The 1,249-nt window shown below is 55.5% G+C and carries 1 protein-coding gene; it reads right to left on the minus strand.

Going from position 1 to position 1,249, the window contains the following annotated elements:
* Positions 1–964: TRAP transporter substrate-binding protein (locus ACZ1IK_RS11185; protein WP_465098516.1), on the minus strand; the 964-nt coding region annotated here is incomplete at its 3' end.
* Between the last annotated feature and the right edge of the window lie 285 nt (positions 965–1,249).

A 1,249-nucleotide genomic window follows, 5' to 3' on the forward strand; every position in this document is an offset into this window, starting at 1 on the left:
CGTATACGTCGTTCGTGGCATTTCGGAAGGCGTCCCTGTCGGGATGCGTGACCTCAAGTTCTTCGTCGAACTCGGCATAAATGTTGTCTGTTTGTTCTTGCATCAGCTCTCGCTGATAATCCCGTGCCTCGAGTGCGATATCGGTGAGCAGCTGTTGGTCTTCTTCGGCGAGAGTGGCCCAGGTCTGAGTTGAGATGACGAACGGATTCAACTCATATTTGTGCCCGGTGACGGCTAGGTGATTCTGTACTTCGTGAAGCGAGGATGAGTGGATGTTAACCACCGGGTTCTCCTGACCGTCCACTGCCCCTTGGCGTAGACCCAGATAGAGCTCGCCGAAAGCCATTGGCGTCGGAGACGCCCCCAGCGAGTTGAAAATGTCGATGGTCATGGGATCATCCGGAGTCCGTATCTGGAGCCCACGAAGATCCTCAGGGTCTTCTATAGGCCGAGTGCTGTTGGTGATATCCCGTATGCCGTTGTCCCACCAAGACAGAACGTGATAACCACGATCCTCAGCCACTTCGGCGAGGTAGTCGCCGGCCTCGCCATCGATCACCTCGTACGCGTGGTCGCTGCTTTCGAAAAGAAACGGGAGGCCCACAAGGTTGACTTCAGGAACGCTGGGGGAGAATGCCCCTTGAGAATTTACGGACAGATCTACAGTTCCCGATGCCACCGAGACCATCATGTCGCTGTCAGATCCCAACGACTCCTGGCCGAAGACTTGGATCTCAATCCTTCCATTTGTCTCTTCAACGACACGTTCGCTGAAGAACGTCGCGGCTTCTGACCGGGGGTTCCCGGGCTCTGCGCCATGGCCGAGTAGTAGGCGCCGAGAGTCCTCGGTCGTGGGCTCGCTCTGTAACCCAGTGCTGCAGGCACTGAGGCCTAACGTTGAGCCCAGGGCTGCTGCTGCGAGAAGAGCCCCTCCTCGCTTGATCCATGAAGTTCTCAGCGTCATGGCACACCTCCTTACATCAGCAAACGTGTTGATAAAGATCACTAGGTGTCTTGGATCACGTGTTCTAGAACACAATAATGACCTGTTGCCTGATAACTGTCAACAGTTGATGAATGCAGGAGGATGGTTGGACGTGGAGTTCACAGGTGACGGCAGTGTGTTAGGCCGTAGAAACGGTCGGAAGGCTACTAGCGGAGACGGGCGGTTGAAGCTTTCCAGCGACGAGCTGCCTCAGCCATATGGTCAAAAAACGCTACACGGGCTGAGGCGATGTCACCAGACTCG

This window comes from Micrococcus sp. CS26, from assembly GCF_055522295.1.